Here is an 18,567-nt window from a genome sequence, read left to right as displayed (position 1 = left end):
GCTGGGCGCCGCAGGCGACCGCTCTTAGCGGCGCGGGGCTGGACATGTGCGGCTCCGCCGCGTGGGGCGCGACCAGCCCCCACCGACCCGCACTTTGATCACAGGGCCGGGAGCCGCAGGCGACCGCCCTTCAGGGGCGCGGGGCTGTGACATGTGCGGCCCCGCCGTGTGGGCACGGCCAGCCCCCACCGGGCCCGCACTTTGACCACTACGCCCCCCGCGAAGCGCCCCGAATCTCAAGATCAGCAAGCAGCTCAGCCGTAGCCACCGCAATCACCTCGACCGCACGATCGAAAACCTCGCGATTGTGCGCGGCCGGAGCCCGGAAACCGGAAACCTTGCGCACGTACTGCAACGCGGCGGCCCGGATCTCCTCCTCCGTGGCCTCGTCGGGCTGGGCAGGCGGTCGAAGAGTCTTGATGCTGCGGCACATACACCCAGTCTCGCGCGCCGAACGCGATACCGCCGCCCCTCTCCCGAACACACCTGCGATGATCCCTTCCGAGGCGGCCACCGTCACCACGCACGGGGCCGACCGACGAAAGGAAGCACCATGACGAACAGAGAACTGACCGTGGCGATACTGGGCCCCGGCGGCGTCGGCGGCCTGCTCGCGGCGCTGCTGTCCCGGGCCGGCCACCGCGTGATCTGCCTGGCCGGAGAAGAGACGGCCGACGCCCTCCGTACGAACGGAATCCGGGTCCGCAGCACCGGTTTCGGCGACTTCACGGCACCGGTGGAGGCGGACACGGAACTACGCGAACCGGTCGACGCCTGCCTGATCACGGTCAAGGCGACCGCCCTGGACGCGGCACTCACCCGAGTCCCGGCGAAGACACTGGCCGACGGCCTCCTCGTCCCCTTCCTGAACGGCGTGGAACACCCGGCCCACCTGCGCGCCCGCCACACCCCCGCCCAGGTCGCCCCCGCGATCATCCGGGTCGAGTCAACTCGCGTCGCCCCGGGGGTGATTGAGCACGGCAGCCCGTTCGCGGAGATCGACCTGACGGGCGACACGGTCCCCCGCGAACGCCTGGACGCACTGGCGGCGGCACTGAACACGGCCGGCCCCAGCACCCAGGTCCTGCCCGACGAGACCGCGGCACTCTGGGCCAAGATGACGTTCCTCGCCCCGCTCGCCCTCCTCACCACTCGCTACGACCTCCCCCTGGGCGACGTCCGCACGCGCCACCGCGAGGAGTTGACCGCCCTGCTGACGGAGACGGCGGCGGTGAGCCACTCGTACGGCGGCCCGTCGGACGCGGCGGGAGCACTGGCCCGCTACGACACCTTCCCTCCGGGGACCAAGTCGTCGATGCAGCGTGACGCGGAGGCCGGCCGTCCACTCGAACTGGACGCGATCGGCGGGGCGTTGCTGCGGGCGGCGGAGCGACAGGGGATCCCGGTGCCGGTGACGGCAAGGCTGGTAAGGGAGTTGGGAGCGCCGAACGCCAACTGACAGGCGGGTCACCCCTGGAGGTCGAACCGCCAGTCGTTGGACGTGATCCAGTGCCCCTTGCGGTACTCGAACTCCGCCTCACCGAGCAGGGTGAACCCGGCTTTGCGGCACACCGAGTTCGACGCGTGGTGGTCGACGCTCGGGAAGGCGTGCAGATACCGGTGCCGCCCGGCGGCCCGAGCCGCCTCCACCACGGCACGGGCCGCCCGCGCGGCCAGCCCTCGCCCCTGGAACTCGGGCAGGACGCCCCACCCGGTCTCCCACACCGGCTCGCCCCGCCACTCCCGCTCCCAGTACCCGATCGAACCGACGGTCTCCCCGCCCGCCGCCAACTCGACCCGGTACATGCACCCCCGCTCCAGCCCGGCATAGCGCCGATGCCGGGCGGCGAGCCGCTCCTCGCTCTCGGGACCCCCCAAGTGCTCGGTCATCTCAGGGCTGTTGAGCCGCTTCAGCAACCAGAGGTCGCCGTCCGACCACGGTCGGAGCTCCACCTGTTCCTCGTCCATGCCCGGCACCCTAGGCAGGCCCACTGACATCCGCCGCGGCACGCGGGGAGCCGGTCGAGCGGGGCGACCGCCATGGCCGTACGGACGATGCGGGCGGGGCTGACCTCGTGCCCGAGGCCGGACACGGCGGTGTCGGCGAGCGCGAGGGTCGCCGGAGTGTGGCGGGCCGGGTCGCTCAACGTCCTTGCGGGGAGGGTCAGTTCGGCGGGTGGGGGTGGGGGTGGGGGTGGGGGCAGGTCGTCGAGGGCTCGCGCAAAGGTGGCCACAGTTCGGCGCGGCCTGCGGCGAAGCAGATCGCGGTCAGGGTGTGGAGCGCTTCGACGCGGACCAAGTCGTCGTCGGTACCGTCGGCGCCGTCCGTTTCGCCGGTTTCATCGGTTTCGTCGTCCGGGGGTGTCGGCTGCTCGTGACGGCCGAGGGCCGTGGTCAGCAGGCGGTGCGCGGTGTCCACGTCGCCATCGCCGTGCAGGAGTCGGTGCGCGGTCGCGACGGTGGCGACGAGGGGTTCGTCGGGGCCGGGGTGGGCGACGCGGGCCCGTTCGATCAGGCCCGGGGCGTCGCGCAGATCGCCGGTGACGAGGGACCCGAGGTAGGCGGCCTCGGCGAGCCGGCCGCCGCGGATGCGGCCGGGTGGGCTGCGGTCGCGGCCCCCGCCGCCCCACCGGCCCATGTTCTTGGCCACCGCAGCCTGAGCTGTGGTGATCCCCTCGTCGGTTGGGTCGGCGACGTCCTCGCCCCACACCCGTTCGAATGTGACCCACACCCGTTCGTATGAAGTCCCGGAAGGAACTCGCGACCCAAATTCGAACAGGCGTAGCATTAGCGCGTGCCTACGACCTACGACTTCCCGAGTGACCTCCTCGCCGGACAGGAGGAGCTGCATCAGGTCCGGGCCGAGCTTTCGGCCCTGCTGAAGCGGCTGCCCTGGTCGGTCGAGCCCCTGGACGGGTTCAGCGACGGGGGCGGCTGGCGCAAGGTGGAGCGCCCGGCCTCCCCCGGCTGGACGCCCGACGAACAGGCCGAGGTGGAGAAGCTCCGGCAGCGGGAGCACGAACTCGCGGTCTTCGTCAGCGGCCACCGGTTCTGGACCGAGGTCGCCGCGACGGAGCGCGTGGAGGGCCGGATGAAGCTGAAGCACGCCCACGGGACGACACCGGTGGACGACAAGGCGGACAATGATTGAGGTAAGCCTTATATCGCCGAAGCAACCGAGAGGCGGCGATCGATCATGGCCGACCACCCGCACGCACTCCTCGTCCGCAAGGGCTACGACGCCTTCGTCCGCGGCGACATGGACACCCTGCGCGGGCTGATGTCCTCGGACGTCACCCACCACGTGCCCGGCACCCACCCGCTGTCCGGCGACTTCAAGGGCCAGGACGCGGTCATCGACATGTACGGGCAGCTCTTCGCGCAGACGAACGGCACCCTGCGCATCGACCTGCACACGGTCCTCGTCGACGGCCGGGGCCACGTGGTCACCCTCCACCACGTCACGGCGGAGCACGACGGCAAGCACATCGACGAGACCGGAGGCATCGTCTTCCGCGTCCTCGGGGACAAGATCACGGACCTGGACGAGTGCGTCGAGGACATCGACAGGGCAAACGAGTTCTGGTCCTGACCCCGCCCGTCACCCGACAGCCCAGGTCATCGACTACGGCTTCCGCAGCGCCCGTTGGGCCAGCGCCAAGGCCGCCACAGCCCCGACGACTCCGACGACCCGCACCGCCCCCACGACCGGCACCCCGCCGAAACGGACCCCGTCACCGGTCCCGGCCCCGACCGCCCGGAAGCCGCGCGTCGACCGCCACGACAGCACCGACCACCGCGACTGCGCGGACAGCACCGACCCCGTACTGAGCCACGAGCCCGCCGAGACCAACGACAGCGCCGACCCGATCGACCCGACCGACAGCGAACTGCCGATCGACCCGACGGACAGCGCCGACCCGACGGACCCGATGGACAACACCGACCCCACCGATCCGATCGACAACACCGAGTCGTGCGACCACAGGGACAACACGGAGCCGGAGGGGGTGGTGCCAGTGCCGGGTTCAGTCATGGGGCCATCCTGCCCATCGCACCGGGAAATCGCGATACCGCCGCACGACCGTCCCGTACGGAAAGAGGCCTCCCGGAGATCTCCCCGGAAGGCCTCTGACCTGCTGCTTATCCTGGTGGGCGCGGACGGTTTCGAACCGCCGACATTCGCCTTGTAAGGGCGACGCTCTACCCCTGAGCTACGCGCCCAGGACGAGTCGACAGCCTACATTGCCGGGGGGCCTGTCCCGCAAACCCGTATCGCCACGGAAGACAGGTCAGGGCCGTGCCGGGGGTTTTCCCCACCCCGAGTCCGGGAGCGCGCCGGATGCCCCTGATGAGCGCCGCTCCCTACGGTCGAGGAGAGCCGTAGGAGTCATCGGGACTCCGCGTCCGTCCCAGGGGGAAATCACCGTGACCCGCACCCGCACCACCCGCTGTGTCCTCACCGCGACCGCCGGTGTCGCCCTGCTTCTCGCAGGTGCCACCGCCTGCGGTACCGCCTCCGCCGGTGACGACAAGCACCCCGATCACCGCACCTTCGCGCTGCCCGGCCGTACCCTCACCATCGACTCCGACGACTCCGCGCTCGAGGTCGTCGCCTCGGACGCGAACCCGGCGGGGAGGATCGAGGTCACCCGGTGGTGGCAGGGCAACGTGGCGATCGGATCGGATCCCGAGGTGAGCTGGGCGTTGAAGGACGACCGGCTGGTGCTGCGGATGAAGTGTTCCGGGGTGATCGCCGACTGTTCGGTCAAGCACCGGATCGAGGTGCCGCGCGGGGTCGCCGTGAAGGTGGAGGACGGGGACGGGAGTGTGCGGGCGCGGGGGTTCACGGACGCGCTGAACGTCCGTACGCACGACGGGTCCGTGCACGTGACCGACTCCACCGGGGCGCTGACGCTGCACAGCGGGGACGGCTCCGTGCACGCCGAGGTGTCGTCCCGGGAGGTGCACGCGACCACCGGTGACGGGTCCGTGCGTCTCGAACTCGGCGCCGTACCGGACCTGGTGGAGTCCCGCAGCGGCGACGGGTCGGTGACGATCACGTTGCCCAAGGGCGGCGGCACGAAGTACCGCGTGACGACCAAGACCGGGGACGGCGGCGTGGATGTGTCGGTGCCCCGGGACTCGTCGAGTTCTCATGTGGTGACGGCCCACACCGGCGACGGGAAAGTCACGGTGCGGAACGCGAACTGACCGGCTCGTGTGTTCGTCCTCTACCGGTGGGAGAATGACAACGGTCAGGACGGACAACACGGGAGAGGGATGTGACGGCGACACCTGCGCAGCCGTATTCGCCGCTCACACGGTCCAGGCGCGGTTCCGCCGCCGCCCGTGCCGCCTTCGACACCCTCGCGCTGATGGGCCTGCCGTTGCTCGTCGCGCTCGCGCTGCCCGCCGCGTTCGCCGGCGGCGGCACCCGGCGCTGGTTCGGCGGGCGGTCGGAGAGCCAGCGGGCCGAGGCGCAGGCGGCGAAGGACGCGGCCGCGGCGGCGTTCTACGAGCTGGACACCGCCCAGCGGGATCTGCGGATCTCGATAGACACCATCACCGCGGTCGACGACTCGCCGGCCGCCCGCCGCGCGGTGACCGACTTCGAGTCGCTGGGCCGGCGGATCGACGAGGCGAGCGGCCGGTACATCAACGCCGTCGACGCGCACGACCTCGACCGCGACGACCTGGAGGCCGCCGCCGCGAACCGCGCCCGCACCGAACTGACCGCAGCCAAGGACCAGTTGGGCCAGGTCAAGCAGGAACTGGACCGGTTCGAGAGCGGGCTCGGGCCGCTGCTCGGCAAGGCCGAGACGCAGTTGGCCCGGCTGGCCCCGGCCGTCGAGCGGGCCCGGCAGGCGCTGCTCGCCGCGAGCAACGCGCTGGACGCCGTACGGGCGTCGGGGCTGCGCGCCGACGATCTCGCCGGGCGGCTCGCCAAGCTGGGGCCGGAGCTCACGAAGCTGAACCAGGGCGCCGGACAGCACGGCGTACCGCAGACGCTGGAGCGGGCCACGCAGGTCGCCCGGGAGGCGGAGTCCATCCGGGCCGAGGCCGACAAGCTGCCCGAGCGGGCCGCCGAGATCGACCACCGGCTGGTGTCGCTGCGGACCCGCGCGCAGGCGCTGACCACCCGCGCGGGGCAGGTCGACCCGGTGCTGAGCGAGCTGCGGCGGCGCTTCTCGGCCGCCTGCTGGCAGGACCTCCAGCACGTGCCCGACCAGGCCGGCGAGAACGTACGGCAGGCCGAGGCGAAGCTGAAGGAGGCGCAGGCCGCCCGGGACGCGCAGCGCTGGCCGGACGCCACGTCGCTGCTGTCGACCGTGCGGGCGCTGCTGAACACCACCGACGAGGCCGTGTCGGCCGCCGGTGACCGCCTGCGCCGGCTGAACGCCGTGCAGAAGGACCCCCAGCAGGAGATCGACCGCACCCGCTTCGCGATCCGCGACGCCCAGCGCCTCGCGATGTCCGGCCGCTCCACCCCCGACCCGCGCGACGCCCGTCCGCTCGACGACGCCGTCGCCCGCCTCGACCGCGCGATCGCCACGCTGGAGGGCCGCCACCCCGACTACTGGCACTTCCTGACGGAGACGGAGGCCGTACGGCAGTCCGTGACCCGGGTGGTCTCCCGGATCCGCGAGGAGCGTGGGACGCCCGGGCACTGAACGGAACCGGCCCCCGGTCGCGTACCGAAGCGACGGGGGGCCGGTGCGTGCGAGCGGTGGATCTCAGGTGCGGTACGCGTAGTAGTACGCGTTCGGGTACGACGCGATGAGACTCGACAGCGACCTGCGGTAGGTGTTGTTCGAGTGGTACGTGACGTACGGGATGCCGTTGGCCTTGTACGTCACGATCATCGTGTGGTCCTTCGAGCCGTCCCGGTCGAAGTCGACCTGGATGACGTCGCCGACCTCGGCCTGGTAGACGTTGGCGAGCGGGGTGGTGCGCTTGGAGTTCTGCGCGAACCAGGACCACTCGTTGACGCCGATGAAGGAGTCCGACTGGATGTCGGCGGTGCCGAACCACTTCGTGTAGTCGTACACGTAGCCCGGGACGTGCTTCCAGCCGCCGGCCTTCAGGGACTGGCTGACGAAGTTGGTGCAGTCGCCGCCGTCCGCGTGGCCGTTGAAGTTCGGGTAGTCCGTGTTGTAGACGTTCCAGTACTTCTCGGCGTAGGTCGCCATCGCCTTGTAGTCGTACGCCGTGCTCGTCTTCGGGACCGCCACCGGGTTGCGGGTGACGGCCGCGCGCGGCGCGTCCGGCGTGGTGTTGCCGTCGTCCGGGGCCGGCGCGGGCGCCTTGACCGCGGGCTTGGACAGCGTGTTGACGGCGAGGCCACCGGTGTCGGTGTCCTCGATCTTCGACAGCTGCCAGGTGCCCTGCTGGTCAGCCTTGAAGGTCAGTTCGTGGTGCGCCTGGAAGCCGGTGGTCTTCGGCTCGTTCCCCGTGGCCTTCGCGTACGTCAGCGTGGTCGTCTCGGTGACATCGGCCTTGGCGGTACGGCCGGTGACCCGGGTCGCGTCGAGCGTGACCTTGGTGGCGCCGGTGCTGTACGTCTCGCCGAGCTTCGCGATGCTGCTCTGGCGGCCGCGCAGTTGGGTCAGCGCGGCCTTCTCGTCGCGCGACTGGGTGCTGGAGAGACGGACGTCGCCCGAGAAGCGCGAGGTGCTCTGCTTCGTGGTGGCCCCGTGCACCAGCGCCTGGGTGCGGTCGGTGAAGACCGCGTCGGCCAGCTTCTGGAAGGTCGCCTTGGTCGCGGCGTTCACGGTCGGGTCGTCGACGACGGCCGCGCCCGCGCTCCAGTTGGGCACGAGGGCGACGCCGGCGACGACCGAGGCGGCGGCCGCCGAGACTATGGCCGTACGGCTCCGCTTACGGCTCAGTTTTCTGGATTTCAATGGTGTTCCCCTCTACGCCGGTACGCCTACCGGGCGAGGGCATCTTCGCACGCCATGTGTGGCTCCTGTGAAGGGGGTTGCACTTGGTCGGTTCACCAGTCCCGAGAGGTCACTTGACCACCGTCGACCAGTCCGGCGACTGAGCCGGGTCCAGGCTGCGCAACTGCTGCAAAGTCTGGGGCGACTGCACGTCCATCCAGTCCGACAACTCCTTGAAGGACACGCACTTCACGCCCTTCTTGGTGCAGATCGTCGGGATGATCCGGTCGATCGCCTTCATGTAGATGCTGCCGTTCCAGTTCTCGAAGTGGTTGCCGATGAACAGGGGCGCACGGCTGCCGTAGTAGACCCGGTTGAAGCCCGCCATGTACGAGTCGACGGTCTTCTTCTCCCAGTCGGCGAACTTCGCGGGGTCGCCCTGGGTGGCGCCGCCCGACTGGTTGTAGAGGAAGTTGAAGTCCATCGACAGGGCCTGGATGTTGTCCCCGTAGGGGAGCAGTTCGAGCGGGAAGTCCCAGAGGCCGTCCTTCTTGGTGGGCCATATCTGGAAGTCGCCCGGCGAGCTGGCGTCGTAGCGCCAGCCGTAACCCTTCAGCGCCTTCAGGAGGTTGGGCTGGCCCTCCAGGCAGGGGGCACGGCCGCCGACGACCTCCTTCTTGAAGTCGAAGGGCAGGGCCGGGATGTCGGTGTAGCCGGTGTTGGTCTTCCAGTTCTCGACGAAGGAGAAGAACTGGTCGATCTCGCTCTTCCACTGCGCGACGCTCCAGTCACCGCCGCCCTTGGCCTCGCAGAAGTGGCCGTTGAAGTGGGTGCCGATGTCGTTGCCCTGCTCGTAGGCCAGGCGGAGCTGCTCCAGGGTGTCGCGGATGTGCTGGTCGGTGGGGAAGTCGATCGCGGCCGAGCCCACCGCGTGCATCGGCGGGTGGTACAGGTCCCTCTTGCTCTTGGGCAGCAGATAGATGCCCGTGAGGAAGAAGGTCATGTGGGCGTTGTACTCCTTGGCCATCTCCCGGTAGTGCGAGAAGAGTTTGTCGTCCCCCTGGAGGGCCCCGTCCCAGGAGAAGACGACGAACTGGGGAGGCTTCTCACCGGGCTTGAGCGGCACGGCCTTCAACTGGCCCGTCTGCGGCCCCGTGTACGAGGTCGAGCCGTCCCCCAGCACCTTCGTCTTGCCGTCCCAGACGGGTTCCTTGGTCGACTTGGGCGACGCGTTCTTGCCGGCCGACGCGGTCGGCGCCGTGTTGTCCCGGTTCAACGCCAGGTACCCGGTCACCAGCGAGGCGACGACAAGGAACACGGCCAGGGTGAGGAACCCCGGCTTCGGGGTACGACGGCGTGGTTCAGGGGCTCTGCGGCGGCGGCCGGACGGCGCCTTCGTCGGGGGCTTCATGGGCGGCTCATTCTGCGAGGAGGTGGCGGGTTCGCTGCGGTGGTCAGCCGAGCGGGGTCATGGCTCTCGACCAGATGCCGTAGGGGACGTCGGTGACTGGGGTGCCGGAAACTCCCTTCAGGGGCAGGGGTTCCAGGCTCTTGGTCAGATCGATGCGGTAGACGACGACCGCCGTCGACACGGACTTGGCCGTGCCGACGTACCAGGCGGCGGTGTCGTCCTGCGTGGTGCCGGTCTTGCCCGCCACGACGGTCCCGGCGGACTTCGCGGCGGTGGGATGCGCGGTGCCGAAGGAGTCCGTGAGCGCCTCCGTCACCTCACGCGCGGTCACCTTGCTCATCGCCCGGTTCGGCTCCGGCCGCGCCAGGGCGACCGCGGCGCCGTTGCGGGTGATACGGCGGACCGAGTACGGCTCGGTGTGGACGCCCCCGGCGTCGAACGTGCCGTACGCGCTCGCCATGCGCAGTGCGCTGGGTGTGGCGTTGCCCAGCGACAGCGCGGGCACCTGGGCCCCGAAACTGGACGACAGCAGTCCGGCCTTCTCGGCGGTCGCCCGCACGGTCGTCAGGCCGGTGTCCATGCCGAGCTGCATGAACGGGGTGTTCACGGACTGGGCGAGGGCCTGGCGCAGACTGATCTGCCCGTAGGACTTGTTGCCGTCGTTGTGCGCGGACACCTTCTTGCCGCTGCGGTCCCAGTACGGCCCCTCCGGTGTGGTGACCGGCACGGCGTCGTTCCCGTCGTACAGCGTGTCCGGGGTGACCGAGGTCGGCGGACTGCCACGGGTCTTGGTGACCCCGTGCTCCAGGGCGGCGGCGTAGACGAACGGCTCGAAGGCCGAACCGGCGGGCACCGTCGTGGCATTGGACTCGTTGAAGCCCTGCGTACGGTGGTCGGGGCCGCCGTAGACGGCGAGGATCCGGCCGTCGGAGGCCACCGAGGAGGCGCCGTAGTGGGCGGCCTTCGCGAGGGCGGGGTCGTCCTTCTGCGCGTCCTTGCGGGCCTTGGTGACGGCGTCGGTCAGCTCGGTCTCGCGGTCGCGGTCGAAGGTCGTGTAGATCTGGTAGCCGCCGAGGTCGAAGTCCTTGTCCGAGATGTGCGCGGTCTTCTTCGCGTACTGGGTGGCCAGTTCGACCAGGTAGTCGCTCTGCTTTCCGGTGTCGTAGGTCCGCGACTCCTTGAGCGGCTCGGGGAAGGTCTTGTACTTGGCGCGCTCGGCCGGCGACAGCTTGCCGATCTTCACCATGCGGTCCAGGATCCAGGACCAACGGGCCACCGCCCGGGCGTGGTTGGCCTTGCTGATCGTCGGGTCGTAGAGGCCCGCGCCCTTCAGCAGCGAGGCGAGGAAAGCGCCTTGGCTCGCGTTGAGCTGGCTGACGTCCTTGCCGTAGTACGCCTGTGAGGCGCGCTGGAGTCCGTAGGTGCCGCGGCCGAACCAGCTGGTGTTGAGATAGCCCTCGAGGATCTTGTCCTTGCTCATCTTGTTGTCGAGCTTGAGGGAGATCATCGCCTCGGTGAATTTGCGGCTCACCGTCTGGTTCTGGGTCAGATAGACGTTCTTGACGTACTGCTGGGTGATCGTCGAGCCGCCCTCGGTGTCCCCCTCGCCGACCGTGCGGTAGAGGGCGCGGGCGATGCCCTTCACGGAGATGCCGGGGTCGCTGTAGAAGCTCTCGTTCTCGGCGGCGAGCACCGCCCAGCGGACGTTCTCGGGAATGTCCTTCAGCGGCATCGCCTGCCGCTGCACCCAGCCGGTGCGGGCCATGGGCGTCCCGTCCGACCAGAAGTACACGTTGTCCTGCTGGGTCGCGTACGTGTTGAGGTTGGAGGGGACGTCGGTGATCGCGTAGGCGACGACCAGGAACAGTCCGCTGAGGCCGAAGGAGGCGAGCACGCCGCCGAGCCACTGCCGCCAGGAGGGTATCCAGCGGCGCCAGTCCGTACGGCCCGGGCGCGGGTACTGCGGGCGCATCTTACGGACGTACGGAGTGAGGAAGATCACGATCGGAGCGAGGCGGGCGACGACCGGGGCGAAGCGGGGGCCGAGGGCGGTGGCGAGCTGGGAGAGACGGGTACGGAGGGACGGGCGGGGGGCTTTGCGGCCCCGGTGCCGTACCGGTTTCGTCTCTCCCTCGGGTATCTCGGGCGCGCGGGGTATCTCCAGGTCGGACAACCGCAGCTGCATGGTCTCGTCCGGCCTGAACCCGGCGGGGAGCTTCAACTGCATGGTCTCGTCCGGTGCCTGGCGCTCCTCCCCGTCCCCCTCGTGGGTCACGACGCGACTCCCTCCGCACTCCGTATTGCTCGCACAGGCAGACGCATTGACGTACGAGGGTCTGAAAAGGTTGCCGTGAACACGACTGCAAATCCCGGTTCCCCCCGGTCTCACAGATCACTCGGCGCCCTCAAATTACCAGTGGTCTTCGCAAGTTCTCCATATAAGAAAACGACAGAACAGGACACAGCCGAAACCTTCATGAAAAAACAAGGTGCCGTACTCATGTGAGGGCGGCGCTAGCCTGGGGGCATGCCTCGCTATGAGTACCGCTGTCGTGTCTGTGGGTCCACGTTCGAAGTCAGCCGGCCGATGGCGGAGTCGGCGGCGCCGGCTTCATGCCCTTCGGGCCATGAGGACACGGTGAAGTTGCTGTCCGCCGTTGCCGTGGGCGGGGCGGCGTCCGCCCCCGCGGGTGGTGGGGGCGGCGGGGGCGGTTGTTGTGGGGGCGGGTGCTGCGGCTAGGCAAAGGCTGTGCGGGTGCGTTGTGGCTGGGCGCGCGGTTCCTCGCGCCCCTAAGGCATTGCCCTCAGGAACTCCTGGAGGATCCGTTCGCCTGCCTGGACGCCCCGGTCGGGTAGGGCTGTGACGTTGGGGGCCGTCCAGGACTCGTCTGCCAGTTCGCCGTGGCCTGGGCGCCAGGCCTTGTCGGCGGCGAGCAGTAGGTCGGCGTCCAGGAGGGAGTCTCCCGCGGCCAGGGTCAGGGTGGCACCCGTGCGGTGGGCCAGTTCTCGCATCGCCGCGCTCTTGGTGAGGGGCTTGGGGACGGCGTAGATCTTGCGGCCCTGGAGGGAGACCGTCCAGCCTCGGGTCTCCGCCCAGACCGCGAGCTCCTTCACCCACTCCTCCGGGAGGAGTTCGCGTTCTACGACGAGGTAGGCGAAGAGGTCCTCGGCGACGCGGTGCTTGCGGACCCAGGCCGGGTCGGCGGAGTCGGCGAGGTGGTGGCGGACCTCCTCCAGGGGAGCGCACTCGGCGGCCAGCTTCGTCTGAACCTGGGTGTGCCAGTCCTCGTCGGTCCCGCCGTCGACGAGGAGGTGGCCGCCGTTGGCACAGATCGCGTACTTCGGTTCCGGGCCGGGCAGGCTGATGCGCTGGTACTGCTTGCGGGTGCGGGTGGTGGTCGGGACGAAGACGGCCGTGTCGTCGCCGAGTCCGCCGAGTTCGGTGAGGAGTCCGGCTGCCGTCTCCGTCATGAAGGAGAGTGGCTTGCTCTCGTGCACCTCCACGCAGAGCAGCCGGGGCGCCCGCGCGTCCGGCATGGTCAGGGCGAGGGCGGCCGCGGAGTAGATGAGCGTACGGTCGAGGTCGCTCGCGACGAGTACCGGCATCAGACCGCCACCGCCTTGCCGTCGGCACCGGTCGCACCGCGCGTGTACTTGGGGTGGATCAACCCCACGCAGGTGTACGGCAGTTCGGCCACCTCCTCGACGGGTACGCCTCTCTGCTCGGCGAGCAGTCTGACGTGGTCGAGGTCGGCACCCGCGCCGGCCCGGGCGAGGATCTTCCAGGGCACCCGGCGCAGCAGCACCCGGGTGGTCTCGCCGACGCCGGGCTTGACGAGGTTCACGTCGTGGATGCCGTACTCCTCGCTGATCCGCTCGACTGCCGCCCAGCCCTCCCAGGTCGGGGTGCGGTCGGCGGCCAGCAGTTCCTTGGCGAGGGTCGCCACGGCGTCCGTGACGTCTGGGAAGCGGGCGGCCACGGCGTCCAGGAAGTCCACCGAGACGTCCACGCCCGCGAGTTCGCGGTAGAACTTCGCGCCGTGGAAGTCGTGCGGGCCGACCAGGTCCGAGCGCAGCACCGTGCGTGAAATCAGCCCCGACACGGTCGAGTTGAGGCAGGCGGAGGGGATGAGGAAGTCCTCGCGGGTGCCGTACGTCCGCACGCAGGAGCCGGGGTCGGCCAGTACCGCGATCTCCGGGTCGAAGCCGGTGATGCCGTCGGACTCCTCGAACTCCTTGACGGCGTCGGCGAGTTCGCGGGTGATGGCGCCCTTGCCGGTCCAGCCGTCGACGAACACGATGTCGGCGGGGTCGTGGTGGGCGGCGAGGTAGCGCAGCGCGTTGGCGTCGATGCCCCGGCCGCGCACGATCGACACGGCGTAGTGCGGGAGGTCGAGGCCGTGCCGGTACTGGGCCCAGCGGCGCATCAGGACGCCTACGGGGGTGCCGGCGCGGGCGAGGGAGACGAGCACGGGGTGCGGTGAGCGCTCGGCGAGGACGAGTTCGGTGACCGCCCCCACGGCCAGCGCGAGTCGGCCGGCGGCCTCGTCCAGGGCGGTGTGGAACAGCTCCTGGTACTGCTCGCTGGGCTGGTACTCCACCGGCAGCGACTCCGCGTAGTGCGCGCCGCCGCTCTGGATGGCCTCCTCGCGCTCCTCGGTCGGCGCCTCCAGCGTCACGTCCGAGAGGTCCTGGAGCAGCCAGCCGACCTCTTCGGGCGCGTACGAGGAGAAGGCGGGGCCGCGGAGGGGCTCGGGCAGCATGGGGGGCCTTTCGGGGACGTACGAGGGGATCACCGCGAGGACGACGTGCGGGGTGTGCGCGGCCAACTCGGCCAGCAGGCCGTGCAGTTCGGGGGTGTCCCCACGGGAGTCGACGACCGCGACCACCGCGTCGAAGTCGGCGCCGGCGATGTTGTAGGCGTAGCGGTCGCCCGGGCCGTCGGCGGGGGTGTCGTGGGCGGGGAAGGTGAGGCGGGTGCGGATCGCGTAGCCGGGGTCGTCCACCGCGAGGACGGGTGAGCGGGTGGTGGTGGAGTAGGTGACGTCGGCGTCGGCTATCTGCTCCAGCTCGCGGGCGAGTCTGAGGGGGGCGTACATCAGCTCTTCGAAGCCGAGGATGTGCACGCGGTGGGCGTTTGCGGGGAGGGTGTCCGCGAGGCGGGCGGCCATTGCGGGGAGAGCTGCTTCGAGGCGTATTCGGTGGTGGGGGGTGAAGCCGTGGCGTCCGCCGTCGGGGAGGTTTCGGGGCCAGCGGAGATCGACTCGGCGGATCCGGTTGTCTGCCGGGTGCGAGTCCGTTGTGGCTGGTCGCGCAGTTCCCCGCGCCCCTGGGGGGTGGGGGTTCGGGGCGGATTCAAGGCTCGGGTCGACATCCACGCCCTTGTCTTTCAGGGGCGCGGGGAACTGCGCGGCCAGCCCGGACGGCGCGGCAGACGACACACGACCTGTCCCGGCACCCCCTGTCTCGCTCAGGGGCGCGGGGAACTGCGCGGCCAGCCCCGACGGCGCGGCAGACGACCGACTACCCGCCCCGGCGCCCTCCGTCTCGTACCGTGCCACCAGCTCCTGGCCCTTTTCCAGCACACCGTCCGGCAAGGTCACCGTGCCCGATGCCGCTGCGACCAGGTCCACCCTCGCGCCTATCTCCGCCGCGAACTCGTCCAGACGCCCGGCGTCGGCGGGGGAACGCATGTCGACCAGGGCCACGACCACGTACCGGTCTCGTGGGTAGCGCTCGTGGAGGTCGCGGATGGTGTTGAGGACCGTGTTGCCCGTGGAGAACTCGTCGTCGACCAGGACCAACGGGCCGTCGCCGGCCAGGAGTTCGGGGTTCTCCGGGAGCAGGAGGTGGGAGGTCGCGTGGGAGTGGGACTCCTCGAAGCCGCCCGCCGTCGCGACGCCGGGGACCGGGCGGCGGGTGGAATGGAGGTAGGGGGCGACGGCGATGCCGTCCGCCACCGCGTGGCCCAGGCCCGTCGCGGTTTCCGCGTAGCCGAGGACCACCGAGCGACGGGACTCGTCCAGGCCCAGGAGGTCGCGGACTCGGCGGCCCAGGGTGAAGCCGTGGCCGTAGACGATCGACGGGGACTGGGGGACGTGCTTGCCGAGCACGTTCGACACCAGGAGGTGGGCCCGCTTGGGGTTGCGGCGGAGGGCCAGGCCCAGGAGGTCGGTCAGTTCGGGGTCGCCGAGCAGTTCGACACCGAGCCGCTCCGCGACCCAACTACCCGACCAGACACCGTCGTTCACTGCCTTGTTCATGCGTCCCTTGCGATTCAGCCGGGGATTCCGGCGGCGAGCAGCTCCACGAAGCCGACGTCCTCGCGTGCGACACCGAAGATCTCGGCGCGCAGCATCGTCCGCTCGGCCCAGGCGCGGTGCGGCTTCACCTCGTTCATCTTGTTCGTGTACGCCGAGCGCAGCACGCCCCCGCCGCCGCGCTCGGGCCGCAGGATGTCCTGCGCGTCGCAGAACTCCTCGTGGCTGACCACGGACAGCGCGTGCACGGGCAGCACGTGCGAGGGGTGGATGCAGGTCTTGCCCATCAGCCCGTTGGCCTGGTCGAGGGCGATCTCGCGCAGCAGCCCGTCCATGGCGTGCTCGATCAGCGCCTCGCGCAGCTCCTCCGCCTGGCCCTCCAGGAAGGGGCTGCGGCGCAGCTGCGGCTTGAACATGCGCTCCTGGACCCGGAAGTACTCCCAGACCGGGCCGGTCACCGTGAACCCGGTGCCGTCCGCGCGGCCCAGCATGTTCACCACGTCGCCGATCACGTTGGCGACGATCTGGACGTCGTAGGCCGTCATGTCGGAGGCTCTGCGGAGGCCGTAGGAGGAGCAGAAGTCCGTGACGCCCAGGCGCAGGGCGAGGACGCGGTCGCGGTACTTGTCGACCGCGCGGGAGATGCCCTCCAGGGTCTCGACGCGCGACTCGCGGTAGAGCAGCTCGGGCGACTCCAGGACCGGCATGCCGAACAGCCGGTGGCCGCTCGCCGCCTCAGCGGCGGCCAGCGCCTCCAGGAAGGGCGTGCCGCTCTCCTCGGTGAACTTGGGCATCACGAAGCCGGAGAGGAGGCGTACGGCCGGGCCCATACGACGTACGAGATCGGGGATCTGCTCGGGCACGCGGACCCGGATGAACAGCAGCGGGAGCTCGGTGTCCGGGCGGGCGGCCAGCTCGGTGAACTGCCGGACCAGGTTCTCCTCGGCGGCCGGGACGTCCTCGTCGCCGATCGAGTCCTCCAGGCAGAGCACCATCGACACGACGCCGCGGCCCGCCTGCTTGACGATGTCGTCGGCGAGGTGGGGGCGGGTGGCCGGGCTGTAGAGCGTGGCGCCCAGGGCCGCGGCGAGCAGCCGGGCCGGGGAGTCCGCGTCGAACTCGCACGGCTCCTGGAAGAAGAGACGCTGCCGTACCTCAGGGGCAATGTGCCCGAAATGACGCATAAAGCTCCCCCGTGGTGACGATGTGAACCGTGAGTGTTTTCGATAGGTGGCCGGTAATAGTACGTACAAACCCATGTCAGGGGTTCCCGCCGGGCATGAACTTCAGGTAACTCGGCCGTGTCGGTGTCCGAACCCCCACGTTGTCGTGACCAGGACCGAGAGGGCAGGATGACCGCATGACGCACGCGATGCTGAAGGGATCGAACGTCCCGCTGGAAGCCACCACGGTACGCGCCGTGCTGCGCTGGACGCCCGGGCAGGGGGTCCCGGACGTGGATGCCTCGGCGCTGCTCCTCGGCCCCGCCGGTCAGGTGCGTTCCGACGAGGACTTCGTCTTCTACAACCAGCCCCGGCACCCCTCCGGGAAGGTCTGGTGGCTCGGCAAGAAGCGTGTCGCGGAGGGCCCCACCGACACGATCCAGACAGATCTGGCCGGTGTCGAGCCCGAAGTCAGCCGGATTCTGGTGGTCGCTTCGGCGGAGGACAACACGTTCGACCGCGTAAAGGGGCTGCGCATCCTGCTGTACGACGCGGCCGTCGCCGAGGGCGATCCGCTGCTGTATTTCGACATCAAGCCGGAGACCGGTGAGGAGACCGCGCTGATCTGCGGGGAGCTGTACCGGCGGGGTGAGGGGTGGAAGTTCCGGGCGCTGGGTGAGGGGTACGCGAACGGGTTGCGGGGGCTGGCCGTGGACTTCGGGATCACGGTGGACGAGTCCGAGGAGATCGTGGTTCCCGAGGCTTCCCAGCCGTTGCCTCCGGCGGTTGCTGCGGTTCCTGTGCAGTCGGGGTACGGGTATCCGCAGGAGCCTGTGACTCAGCCGGCGTATGGGTATCCGCAGACCTCGCCCGCGGGGACGTACGGGTATCCGCAACCGGTGCCTTCGGCGATTGCGCCGGATCCTGACTTTCGCATGCCGCCACAGGGACCGCAGTTCATCTGAGGGTGGGTGCCGGAGTTCGTTCGGTGCGGGTCGGTGGGGGCTTGTCGCGCCGTTCCCCGCGCCCCTTTGGGGCGCGTCCCCCAAGGGTGTCCTAGCGCTCGACCTTCGTCTTGTAGCCCCGTCCCCACTGCAAGCCCCAGCCGTACAGGCGGTCCAGCTCGGCCTGGAAGCCGTAGACGAACTTGACCTCTCGGCGGACCACTAGTTCGCCCTTGACGTTCTCGATCATCACTACCGCGCAGGAGCGGGCCTGGGGGTGGCGTTCGTCGAGGCCTATCTCGATGCGGGGGCCGTTGCTGGGGTAGAGGGTGACGATCGCGTGGGTGCGGTCGAAGGCCGGGGTCTGGTCGTAGATGTAGACGAAGACCAGGAGGCGCTTGATCTGGTCGCGGTGGTCGAGGTTGACGTACATCGTCTCGCCGGACGCGGAGCCGAAGCGGTCGTCGCCGCTGAGTTTCACGTACGGGGGTGCGTTGACGTCGCCGAGGAGGCCGCCGAGGGGCTGGACCACGCCCTTGGTGCCGTCCATGAGTTCGTAGAGGCAGCCCAGGTCGAGGTCGACGTTGACCATGCTCTGGCTGTGGCCCATGACCTCCGGCGGCTTGAGGGCCTTGAAGGGGTGGCGCAGCAGGCTGTCGCGCTGGAGGCCGCCGATGTCGGAGGTCCGCATCCGCCAGGTCAGGTTGACGCGGAGGTTGCCGGTGGCCGCGCCCTGTTTGGTGAGCGAGACCTGGTGGTGCCGTTTGGTCAGTTCTATCGCGTTGCTGGCCGCGCTGCCCGAGTCGAAGTCGGCCTCGCGCCGCCAGATTCCGTCGAAGAAGCCCATTCCCGCCCCCACGTCCACATGACTCACGACAAAGCTGTCGGGGCGGCCGGACAGAG

18 protein-coding genes and 1 tRNA gene are annotated in these 18,567 nt (G+C 69.8%); 7 read left to right on the top strand and 12 right to left on the bottom strand.

Annotated features, from left to right (window positions below):
* Nucleotides 1-208: 208 nt before the first annotated feature.
* Nucleotides 209-433, bottom strand: a complete 225-nt coding sequence (locus ACIRRY_RS08700; protein WP_403969378.1) for a DUF2277 domain-containing protein — start codon at nt 431-433, stop codon at nt 209-211.
* A gap of 120 nt (nt 434-553) precedes the next feature.
* On the opposite strand from ACIRRY_RS08700, the gene ACIRRY_RS08695 reads away from it, so the two are divergent.
* The gene (locus ACIRRY_RS08695; RefSeq protein ID WP_403969375.1) at nt 554-1,459 is read left to right on the top strand and encodes a ketopantoate reductase family protein; all 906 of its coding nucleotides are present in this window, start codon (nt 554-556) and stop codon (nt 1,457-1,459) included.
* 8 nt (nt 1,460-1,467) lie between these two features.
* On the opposite strand, the gene ACIRRY_RS08690 is transcribed toward ACIRRY_RS08695, so the two are convergent.
* Both ACIRRY_RS08690 and ACIRRY_RS08685 read right to left on the bottom strand, forming a co-directional pair.
* Nucleotides 1,468-1,968, bottom strand: coding sequence for a GNAT family N-acetyltransferase (locus ACIRRY_RS08690; protein ID WP_403969372.1), 501 nt, complete (start codon nt 1,966-1,968; stop codon nt 1,468-1,470).
* Nucleotides 1,969-2,164: 196 nt separating this feature from the next.
* Nucleotides 2,165-2,731: a hypothetical protein gene (locus ACIRRY_RS08685; protein ID WP_403969369.1), complete on the bottom strand. Its 567-nt coding sequence runs from the start codon at nt 2,729-2,731 to the stop codon at nt 2,165-2,167.
* A 63-nt stretch (nt 2,732-2,794) separates the two neighbouring features.
* Between ACIRRY_RS08685 and ACIRRY_RS08680 the strand changes: the two genes are divergently transcribed.
* Together ACIRRY_RS08680 and ACIRRY_RS08675 are read left to right on the top strand one after the other, a co-directional pair.
* Complete coding sequence (locus ACIRRY_RS08680; protein WP_403969366.1) at nt 2,795-3,151, top strand: hypothetical protein; 357 nt, start codon at nt 2,795-2,797, stop codon at nt 3,149-3,151.
* 45 nt (nt 3,152-3,196) lie between these two features.
* Entirely contained in the window at nt 3,197-3,592 is a 396-nt protein-coding gene (locus ACIRRY_RS08675; RefSeq protein ID WP_403969364.1) for a nuclear transport factor 2 family protein, read from the top strand.
* A gap of 33 nt (nt 3,593-3,625) precedes the next feature.
* Here the strand turns inward: ACIRRY_RS08675 and ACIRRY_RS08670 are convergent, their stop codons facing one another.
* Both ACIRRY_RS08670 and ACIRRY_RS08665 read right to left on the bottom strand, forming a co-directional pair.
* Complete coding sequence (locus tag ACIRRY_RS08670; RefSeq protein ID WP_403969361.1) at nt 3,626-4,036, bottom strand: hypothetical protein; 411 nt, start codon at nt 4,034-4,036, stop codon at nt 3,626-3,628.
* 113 nt (nt 4,037-4,149) lie between these two features.
* Nucleotides 4,150-4,224 (bottom strand) — tRNA-Val (locus tag ACIRRY_RS08665).
* Nucleotides 4,225-4,428: 204 nt separating this feature from the next.
* Here ACIRRY_RS08665 and ACIRRY_RS08660 point away from each other — a divergent pair.
* Both ACIRRY_RS08660 and ACIRRY_RS08655 read left to right on the top strand, forming a co-directional pair.
* Nucleotides 4,429-5,214 carry a DUF4097 family beta strand repeat-containing protein gene (locus tag ACIRRY_RS08660; protein WP_403969358.1) on the top strand — a complete coding sequence of 262 codons (786 nt, stop codon included), beginning with the start codon at nt 4,429-4,431 and terminating at the stop codon, nt 5,212-5,214.
* Nucleotides 5,215-5,285: 71 nt separating this feature from the next.
* Nucleotides 5,286-6,674 (top strand): hypothetical protein, encoded by a 1,389-nt coding sequence (locus ACIRRY_RS08655; protein WP_403969355.1) that lies wholly within the window; start codon nt 5,286-5,288, stop codon nt 6,672-6,674.
* Nucleotides 6,675-6,737: 63 nt separating this feature from the next.
* On the opposite strand, the gene ACIRRY_RS08650 is transcribed toward ACIRRY_RS08655, so the two are convergent.
* From ACIRRY_RS08650 to ACIRRY_RS08640, 3 genes are all read right to left on the bottom strand, one after another.
* A complete protein-coding gene (locus ACIRRY_RS08650) occupies nt 6,738-7,907 on the bottom strand; it encodes an amidase domain-containing protein (RefSeq protein ID WP_403969353.1) in 1,170 nt (389 codons plus the stop codon).
* A gap of 109 nt (nt 7,908-8,016) precedes the next feature.
* Nucleotides 8,017-9,297: a hypothetical protein gene (locus ACIRRY_RS08645; RefSeq protein ID WP_403969350.1), complete on the bottom strand. Its 1,281-nt coding sequence runs from the start codon at nt 9,295-9,297 to the stop codon at nt 8,017-8,019.
* 43 nt (nt 9,298-9,340) lie between these two features.
* Nucleotides 9,341-11,524, bottom strand: a complete 2,184-nt coding sequence (locus ACIRRY_RS08640; protein ID WP_403970861.1) for a transglycosylase domain-containing protein — start codon at nt 11,522-11,524, stop codon at nt 9,341-9,343.
* Nucleotides 11,525-11,824: 300 nt separating this feature from the next.
* Between ACIRRY_RS08640 and ACIRRY_RS08635 the strand changes: the two genes are divergently transcribed.
* A complete protein-coding gene (locus tag ACIRRY_RS08635; protein WP_403969347.1) occupies nt 11,825-12,037 on the top strand; it encodes a zinc ribbon domain-containing protein in 213 nt (70 codons plus the stop codon).
* 50 nt (nt 12,038-12,087) lie between these two features.
* Here ACIRRY_RS08635 and ACIRRY_RS08630 read toward each other — a convergent pair whose 3' ends face one another.
* Genes ACIRRY_RS08630 through ACIRRY_RS08620 form a run of 3 tightly spaced genes read right to left on the bottom strand, consistent with a single transcriptional unit; the run spans nt 12,088 to nt 16,741 of the window.
* Nucleotides 12,088-12,903: an HAD family hydrolase gene (locus ACIRRY_RS08630; RefSeq protein ID WP_403969345.1), complete on the bottom strand. Its 816-nt coding sequence runs from the start codon at nt 12,901-12,903 to the stop codon at nt 12,088-12,090.
* A complete protein-coding gene (locus tag ACIRRY_RS08625) occupies nt 12,903-15,560 on the bottom strand; it encodes a phosphoribosyltransferase domain-containing protein (RefSeq protein ID WP_403969342.1) in 2,658 nt (885 codons plus the stop codon). Before ACIRRY_RS08625 ends, ACIRRY_RS08630 begins: the two co-directional genes overlap by 1 nt.
* A gap of 14 nt (nt 15,561-15,574) precedes the next feature.
* Complete coding sequence (locus ACIRRY_RS08620) at nt 15,575-16,741, bottom strand: HpcH/HpaI aldolase/citrate lyase family protein (RefSeq protein ID WP_403969339.1); 1,167 nt, start codon at nt 16,739-16,741, stop codon at nt 15,575-15,577.
* A gap of 176 nt (nt 16,742-16,917) precedes the next feature.
* Here ACIRRY_RS08620 and ACIRRY_RS08615 point away from each other — a divergent pair, with 176 nt between their 5' ends.
* Complete coding sequence (locus tag ACIRRY_RS08615) at nt 16,918-17,685, top strand: TerD family protein (RefSeq protein WP_403969336.1); 768 nt, start codon at nt 16,918-16,920, stop codon at nt 17,683-17,685.
* A gap of 91 nt (nt 17,686-17,776) precedes the next feature.
* On the opposite strand, the gene ACIRRY_RS08610 is transcribed toward ACIRRY_RS08615, so the two are convergent.
* Nucleotides 17,777-18,511 (bottom strand): Tellurium resistance, encoded by a 735-nt coding sequence (locus ACIRRY_RS08610; RefSeq protein WP_200689781.1) that lies wholly within the window; start codon nt 18,509-18,511, stop codon nt 17,777-17,779.
* Nucleotides 18,512-18,567: the final 56 nt, after the last annotated feature.

The organism is Streptomyces sp. NPDC101776 (assembly GCF_044766845.1).
Taxonomy (GTDB): Bacteria; Actinomycetota; Actinomycetes; order Streptomycetales; family Streptomycetaceae; genus Streptomyces.
Note: the sequence above shows the minus strand (reverse complement) of the source record. Positions and strands in the feature narration are given on the sequence as shown.

Excerpts from the sequence above, each read along its gene's own strand:
- ACIRRY_RS08695 (WP_403969375.1), top strand. The coding sequence starts at position 554 with ATGACGAACAGAGAACTGACCGTGGCGATACTGGGCCCCGGCGGCGTC.
- ACIRRY_RS08690 (WP_403969372.1), bottom strand. The coding sequence starts at position 1,968 with ATGGACGAGGAACAGGTGGAGCTCCGACCGTGGTCGGACGGCGACCTC.
- ACIRRY_RS08700 (WP_403969378.1), bottom strand. The coding sequence starts at position 433 with ATGTGCCGCAGCATCAAGACTCTTCGACCGCCTGCCCAGCCCGACGAG.
- ACIRRY_RS08615 (WP_403969336.1), top strand. The coding sequence starts at position 16,918 with ATGACGCACGCGATGCTGAAGGGATCGAACGTCCCGCTGGAAGCCACC.
- ACIRRY_RS08675 (WP_403969364.1), top strand. The coding sequence starts at position 3,197 with ATGGCCGACCACCCGCACGCACTCCTCGTCCGCAAGGGCTACGACGCC.
- ACIRRY_RS08625 (WP_403969342.1), bottom strand. The coding sequence starts at position 15,560 with ATGAACAAGGCAGTGAACGACGGTGTCTGGTCGGGTAGTTGGGTCGCG.
- ACIRRY_RS08640 (WP_403970861.1), bottom strand. The coding sequence starts at position 11,524 with ATGCAGTTGAAGCTCCCCGCCGGGTTCAGGCCGGACGAGACCATGCAG.
- ACIRRY_RS08635 (WP_403969347.1), top strand. The coding sequence starts at position 11,825 with ATGCCTCGCTATGAGTACCGCTGTCGTGTCTGTGGGTCCACGTTCGAA.
- ACIRRY_RS08670 (WP_403969361.1), bottom strand. The coding sequence starts at position 4,036 with ATGACTGAACCCGGCACTGGCACCACCCCCTCCGGCTCCGTGTTGTCC.
- ACIRRY_RS08630 (WP_403969345.1), bottom strand. The coding sequence starts at position 12,903 with ATGCCGGTACTCGTCGCGAGCGACCTCGACCGTACGCTCATCTACTCC.
- ACIRRY_RS08620 (WP_403969339.1), bottom strand. The coding sequence starts at position 16,741 with ATGCGTCATTTCGGGCACATTGCCCCTGAGGTACGGCAGCGTCTCTTC.
- ACIRRY_RS08610 (WP_200689781.1), bottom strand. The coding sequence starts at position 18,511 with ATGGGCTTCTTCGACGGAATCTGGCGGCGCGAGGCCGACTTCGACTCG.
- ACIRRY_RS08645 (WP_403969350.1), bottom strand. The coding sequence starts at position 9,297 with ATGAAGCCCCCGACGAAGGCGCCGTCCGGCCGCCGCCGCAGAGCCCCT.